Origin of the sequence: Campylobacter sp. BCW_4332 (assembly GCF_001763175.1) — a bacterium.
Lineage (GTDB): Bacteria > Campylobacterota > Campylobacteria > Campylobacterales > Campylobacteraceae > Campylobacter_D > Campylobacter_D jejuni.
Genome location: NZ_MJYF01000016.1, coordinates 22,779 through 29,031, shown reverse-complemented (window position 1 = coordinate 29,031; position 6,253 = coordinate 22,779). Strand labels below are relative to the sequence as shown.

The following is a 6,253-nucleotide window of genomic DNA, read 5'->3' as shown; positions in this document are numbered from 1 at the left end:
TCTTATATATCCTAATATACTTTTTGAATTTTCTATCAAAGTTTGTCCTAGTTTATAAGATAAATGGTTTTGTATACGAGCTTTAGCTGAATTAGCTTGAATAAAAGTAATTTTAGGATTTATTATACTCATTTTTATACCCAAAGATTTAGCAAGTTTTTTACTTTCTAATTTTTTAATAATTAAATCTTGTTCTAGATTGGCTAATTCTAAACGTTGTTTTTTAATAGGGATGGAGTTGAGTTTATTTTCAAGATTGTTTTTTTCATTGAGTAAATTTTGTTTTTCTTGAGTTAAAGTAAAAATAATATTGTCTTTTTCTTTGATTTGATTTTGTAAAGGAGCTAATTTTCTTGGATCCATTACAGCGCAATACTCATCTATAATTTCTTTATAAAGCTCTATAGGAGGTATAAGATGGTTAAAATCATATTCTTTTGGTATTATTATATTTTCATTAGCTAAAGCTTCAAAATCTATTTCTTCGGTATGGTAGTTACCTTCAGGAGAAGCTAGAAAGAAAGAGATGAGGTTAATATTGTTTACCCCATTATTTAAAATTTTAGTATTATTAGTGAATTTAAATTGTCTATCGTATATGTCAAAAAAGTATGAGAAATTATAATCCAAACTTCGATTGAAAATTTGATCTTTTGGATTTTTAATTTGAATTTCACAAATACCTGAATCATTCCAAAGATGAATTCCTAATAAATTTAGATTAAAAGTATTTTTATTAAAACTAATAATTTCTTTACTTTTTATGCAATAAACTTTTTCACTGCATAACCAACTTTGTTTGAATTTGAAATTAGCGAAATTTAAATTTATTGCTTTTTCAATTGGATAAAAATAAAATTGTGGATTATCATTTATAATATTTATTTTTTTGGAAAAGAAAAATTTTCAATATTATTTGCTATATTTCTCCCAAGTTCTCTCATTATAAAATCAAAATCATGAGCTTCATCTCTTTGTATTAAGCTATATGAAGATTCTAAATGTTTTTATTTGCGTTAATTACATTAAATCCGTATTTAATTGCTAATTTTATATAGAGTGTATTTACATATTTTACACAGTTTTTATTCAACTATTTTTGAGGTGTTGGAGCAATAAAACAAATAATTTTTTTCTTTAAAAAATATAATTCTTTGTAAAGCCAATTCATCACTTGATAGCTTTTTGGAAATAAATCGATAGAATTATATTGTGCAATATCATGAGTATTTGATCCTGTAATAATTAAATCCGCATTTTCTAAAAGTTTTTTATTTCTGATTAACTCATATAAATTTTGTAAACTTGGAGTTCCGCCTAAAGATAGATTAAAACACTTAAATCCGGTATCTAGAATTCCTTGAGTTATCCCATTTTTAAATGCGAAATGACTTTCGCCTAATAAAACTACATTTTTTTCATTCATAAATTTTTCCTAATTATTATTTTGATATGATTTTAAGAAATTATTTTATCAAAAAATTTAAAAAGCGAGAAAAATGTCAAAACTTTATCTTATGTCTTTAGGTTGTAATAAAAATTTAGTCGATAGTGAGATCATGCTAGGACGCCTTAGTGCTTATGAACTTTGCGATGAGCCAAGTAAAGCCGATGTTTTGATCGTAAATACCTGTGGTTTTATCGATAGCGCAAAAAAAGAAAGCATTAATGCGATTTTGGATTTGCACGAACAAAGAAAAAAAGATTCTCTTTTGGTGGTTACGGGTTGTTTGATGCAGCGTTACCGAGAAGAACTTATGAAAGAACTTCCTGAGGTTGATCTTTTCACAGGTGTGGGTGATTATGAAAGAATCGATGAAATGATACTCAAAAAAACAAATTTATTTTCAAATTCGACTTATTTGCAGAGTGAAAATTCCAAACGCATTATCACAGGTTCAAATTCTCATGCTTTTATAAAAATCGCCGAAGGTTGTAATCAAAAATGCTCTTTTTGTGCCATCCCAAGTTTTAAAGGCAAGTTAAAATCTCGCGAAATAAGTAGCATTATAGCTGAGCTTAAAGATTTGGTAGCTAGAGGTTATAAGGATTTTTCTTTTATTGCACAAGATACGAGTTCTTATTTGTTTGACAAGGGTGAAAAAGATGGGCTTATACGCTTAATCGATGAGGTTGAAAAAATCAAAGGCATAAGAGCAGCTAGAATTTTATATCTTTATCCTACGAGTGCGAGTGAAGCTTTGATCAAACGCATTATAGCTTCTGAAATTTTTGTAAATTATTTTGATATGCCTTTACAGCACATAAGTGATAATATGCTTAAAATCATGAAGCGTGGGGCAAATAGCACAAGACTTAAAGAAATGCTAAATTTAATGAAAAGTGCGCCAAATAGTTTTTTACGCACGGGTTTTATCGTAGGACATCCAGGTGAGAGTGAGGCGGATTTTGAAGAGCTTTGTGAGTTTGTTAAAGACTTTGGTTTTGATAGGATAAGCGTTTTTGCGTATTCTAAGGAAGAAGATACGGCCGCTTTTGATATGGAGCAAGTGCCTTTTAAAGTGATCAATAAAAGACTTAAAATCATAGAAAAAATTGTTGATGAAGTGATAGAAAAAAGTTTTGAAAAAGAAGTAGGTCAAAAGCGTTTGGTAGTTTGCACGGGAGAAAGTAGTGAGGGAGAGTTTTTCATCGCAGCTAAAGATTTAAGATGGGATAGAGAGATTGATGGGGAAATTCTTATCAATGAAAGCGAATGTGGAAATTTAGAAATGGGGCAAATTTATGAATGTGAAATTTTACAAAACCTTGATAAAAAGCTCCTTGCTAAGGCTTTAAGAAAAGTAGATGCAAATTAAAGATGAAATTTTATCCCTTTTAAAAAGGGGTAAAAATTTACTCGCTTTTTCTTATGGAAGTGATTCTAGTGCGCTTTTTTATCTTCTAATGCGAGAAAAGATCGACTTTGATCTTGTGATGATAAATTACAAAACTAGAAAAAATAGTGATTTAGAAGAGTTAAAAGCTAAAGAACTTGCTTTGAAATTTCATAAAAAAATTTTTATAAAACACGCTCCTAAATTTCAAAGTAATTTTGAAAAAAAAGCTAGAGATTTTCGCTATGATTTTTTTGAAAAAATTTGTCTTGAACAAGATTATGATCATCTTATCTTAGCCCATCATTTAAATGATCAATTTGAATGGTTTTTGATGCAACTTTCTCGTGGGGCAGGTTTGGCTGAAATTTTAGGTATGCAAGAGCGTGAAAAACGCCAAAATTATACACTTTTACGCCCTTTGCTTTTTATAAGTAAAGATGAAATTTCATCTTTTTTAAAAGAAAAAGATATTTTTTATTTTCATGATGAAAGTAATGAAAATGAAAAATATTTTAGAAATTATATAAGAAAAAATTTCTCCAATGCCTTTGTGAGTGAATTTCATCAGGGTTTAAAAAGAAGCTTTTTTTATCTTGATGAAGATAGGAAAAAACTTTATGATTTTGAAAATATCAAAGAAATTCAAGGACTTCTTATTTGCCCTAAAAATGAAAGCTTGATCGCTAGAGCGGTGAAAATGAAAGGTTTACTTTTAAGTACGGCACAAAGAAAAGAGCTTTTAAAGGGCGATTGTGTTTTAGGTGGCAAAATAGCACTTGTATATAAAAACGAACAAGCTATTGTTTTCGAGTACGAAACTTGTCAAAAATTACCTAAAAATTTCAAAGAAGAGTGTAGAATAGCTAAAATTCCAAGACTTTTAAGAGCTTATTTATATAATCATAAAATCGATATTTCAAGCCTTAAGCTCTAGTTTTAAAATTCTTTGATAGCCTAAATGTGTGAGAAAAATCACAAAAAACACTTGCAAAAAAAGTCCTAAAAGTGGCACTGATGAGAGTAGATAAAAACAAAGAGTGCTAAATTTAAACTCTAAAGGCGAAAAATCAGAATGAAAATTTTTAAAACTTTCTTTATCTAAAATCGTGCTTGTAACATCAATCATTAAAAGTTTGTGAAAGAAATAATAAAAAGCAAAATAATATACAAAAATATTGATAAAAGGTAAAAATAAAGCCAAAGTGCAAAGTAAAAAAATCCCTATAAATTTTATAAAAATTTTAAAAATTTCAAAGATAGTTTTTAGGGTTGAAACTTCATTTGTATTATCATAATGGTAATATTTTTGGTTGATTTCTTTAGCGATAAAAGGAGTGAGAAAAGAAGTGATAAAAAGGGCTAAAAAAACCGAAGCAAAAACAACAATAAAACCTGAAAATAAAAAGCTTATGATGGTGATTAAAATTTGCACAAAATGAAGGGCATAAAACCACGCCCAAAACGAATCCTCTCCAAAGCTAAATAAAGAATTAAAATAATCCAGCAAAGCCGAAAAGCCAAGTACTCCTAAAAAAAGCATAAGTACAAGGCTAAAAATCAAAGGAATTAAGGCAAATTTTAAAAATTTAAGACTTAAAAAATCTTTGATCGCAAGTTTTAAAATATCCAAATTATGCCTTTTTATAGCATTCTTCTAGTTTTTTATAAATAGTATCAAAATCAAGCTCTTGTTCTAAAATTTGAGCTAAAACTTCATTGTCTTCTTTGCCATTCCAAGTTTTTTTATAGCTACCATCTTTGTAACCATTGTTTTGTCTAAAGATATTTAAAACATTTTTACCTATGTAGGTTTTATAAAGAATTTCAAGATTAAGTCCGCATTTGATAGCTAAAGTAAAATAGGTTGAAAGCAATTCTCCAAGATTAAATCCAAAGCCACTGCATTTGTGGATAATAAGCTCTATATCATTTAAAATACCATAAATATCACTCTCATTAGGATGTTCTTCTTCTTTGCAAAAATCTTGAAACACGCTTACAGCATTGACTTCTGTAGCTATAGCTTTGAAATCTTTACCGTTTTTATCGCGATATTCTTCAAGTAAAAGACTTAAGATAAAATGCCAAATATCAACAATCTCTATACGCACATTTTCCCAATTTGTCGGACTTGAAATATTTTTCCAATGTTTCCATGCAAAAGAGTCTATAAGTTCTGCACATTCCATATAAATACAGCGTCTCCAACTGATCAGTTTTCCTTCTTTGGTGTAGCCATTTTCCCAATTTAAGCCGTTTGTTTCATCGTTGAGTTTTTGTTGGAGTTTGAGCATATTTTCTAAAATTTCGATATTTGTCATTTAAAAACTCCTTGATAATTTTTAATATTATATGATTTAAGCGTAAAGATTTAAACTATCATCTGTCTTATCTTGATTTTCCTTGGCTTTTTCTTGTTGTTTTTCAAGTTGTTTTTTCATTTGTTCTAAAACTTCATCAAGAAGTTTTTTACTATCTTCAAGCATAGAAGCATTGATATCTTTATCATCTGTTTGATTTTGTTTTAGTAAATCACTGAGTTTATTTGTAAAATTATTCATAATAGCATTTTGATGGTTTTCATCATTTGGTGTTGGTAAAACATTTGCCATTTGCATAGCTGATTCTATAATTTCTTTTGGTTTTAACTTTCCGACTTTAGAATTTGCTAAAAAGTCTTTGATCATAGGTTCAACTTCTTTCATAGCATTTTTAATCTCATCAAGATCATTTTGTGTGAGCTTAGAGCCTTCAAAAGTAAAGCTAAAGCCATACTGACGTTTAAGATTAAGAGTTTTACCTTCTTCATTATTTGCATAACTTACGCTTTGATTGTCATACATAGATAAGGCTAAATGTTTGCCACTTTTTGTTGTATATTCCATCGAAAAACTTTGGTTTTTGCTAGCATCAATTTGCATTTCTTCCCCTTATATTTATAGTTTATAAAATTATAATCGGTTATTTTTAAAAATATTTTAGTATAATTTTTACAATATGGATGAAAGAATTTTAGAATTTATAAAAAATGAGCAGCTTTTATCTTGGGCTATGATTGATGAAAAAGGTGTTTATACAGCTAGTGCTTTTTATGTTTTTGATGAGAAGAATTTAGCTTTTATTATCGCTTCTCATGAAGATACTAAGCATATAAGATTAGCTAGTGAAAATTCAAGTATAGCACTTAATATAGCCAAAGAAAGTAAAATAGCCTTTTTAAAAGGTGTGCAAGCTAAGGCCGAGTTTAAAATTGCAAACAAGGAGCAAATGAAAATTTATTTTTCTAAATTCCCCTTTGCTAAACTTGATAAAAGTGCAAAAATTTATGCCTTAGGGCTTTTTTGGCTTAAATTTACTAACAATGCTTTAGGACTTAGTAAAAAACTTGAGTTTTGTAAAAAATAAATTTTTAT

General features: G+C 28.3%; 7 protein-coding genes and 1 pseudogene. 3 read left to right on the top strand and 5 right to left on the bottom strand.

Annotation, left to right across the window (positions count from 1 at the left end; genetic code table 11):
• Together AJN64_RS01450 and AJN64_RS01445 are read right to left on the bottom strand one after the other, a co-directional pair.
• Nucleotides 1–630 (bottom strand): annotated as a pseudogene (locus tag AJN64_RS01450) (sugar transferase); the annotation flags it as partial.
• Between the two features lie 463 nt (nucleotides 631–1,093).
• Nucleotides 1,094–1,426, bottom strand: coding sequence for a hypothetical protein (locus AJN64_RS01445; RefSeq protein ID WP_070280561.1), 333 nt, complete (start codon nucleotides 1,424–1,426; stop codon nucleotides 1,094–1,096).
• A gap of 73 nt (nucleotides 1,427–1,499) precedes the next feature.
• Between AJN64_RS01445 and rimO the strand changes: the two genes are divergently transcribed.
• Together rimO and tilS are read left to right on the top strand one after the other, a co-directional pair.
• Nucleotides 1,500–2,819 (top strand): 30S ribosomal protein S12 methylthiotransferase RimO, encoded by a 1,320-nt coding sequence (gene rimO, locus AJN64_RS01440; protein WP_053872708.1) that lies wholly within the window; start codon nucleotides 1,500–1,502, stop codon nucleotides 2,817–2,819.
• Nucleotides 2,809–3,774 carry a tRNA lysidine(34) synthetase TilS gene (gene tilS / locus AJN64_RS01435; RefSeq protein WP_070292569.1) on the top strand — a complete coding sequence of 322 codons (966 nt, stop codon included), beginning with the start codon at nucleotides 2,809–2,811 and terminating at the stop codon, nucleotides 3,772–3,774. The genes rimO and tilS overlap by 11 nt, the downstream gene beginning before the upstream one ends.
• Here the strand turns inward: tilS and AJN64_RS01430 are convergent.
• Genes AJN64_RS01430 through ciaI form a run of 3 tightly spaced genes read right to left on the bottom strand, consistent with a single transcriptional unit; the run spans nucleotide 3,757 to nucleotide 5,761 of the window.
• The gene (locus AJN64_RS01430) at nucleotides 3,757–4,470 is read right to left on the bottom strand and encodes an EI24 domain-containing protein (protein ID WP_053872772.1); all 714 of its coding nucleotides are present in this window, start codon (nucleotides 4,468–4,470) and stop codon (nucleotides 3,757–3,759) included. The two genes, tilS and AJN64_RS01430, sit on opposite strands and share 18 nt — an antisense overlap.
• 1 nt (nucleotide 4,471) lies before the next feature.
• Nucleotides 4,472–5,161 carry a dUTPase gene (gene dut, locus AJN64_RS01425; RefSeq protein WP_002936466.1) on the bottom strand — a complete coding sequence of 230 codons (690 nt, stop codon included), beginning with the start codon at nucleotides 5,159–5,161 and terminating at the stop codon, nucleotides 4,472–4,474.
• Nucleotides 5,162–5,197: 36 nt separating this feature from the next.
• Complete coding sequence (ciaI, locus tag AJN64_RS01420; protein WP_070292568.1) at nucleotides 5,198–5,761, bottom strand: intracellular survival protein CiaI; 564 nt, start codon at nucleotides 5,759–5,761, stop codon at nucleotides 5,198–5,200.
• Nucleotides 5,762–5,837: 76 nt separating this feature from the next.
• Here ciaI and AJN64_RS01415 point away from each other — a divergent pair, with 76 nt between their 5' ends.
• A complete protein-coding gene (locus AJN64_RS01415) occupies nucleotides 5,838–6,245 on the top strand; it encodes a hypothetical protein (protein WP_053872770.1) in 408 nt (135 codons plus the stop codon).
• Nucleotides 6,246–6,253: the final 8 nt, after the last annotated feature.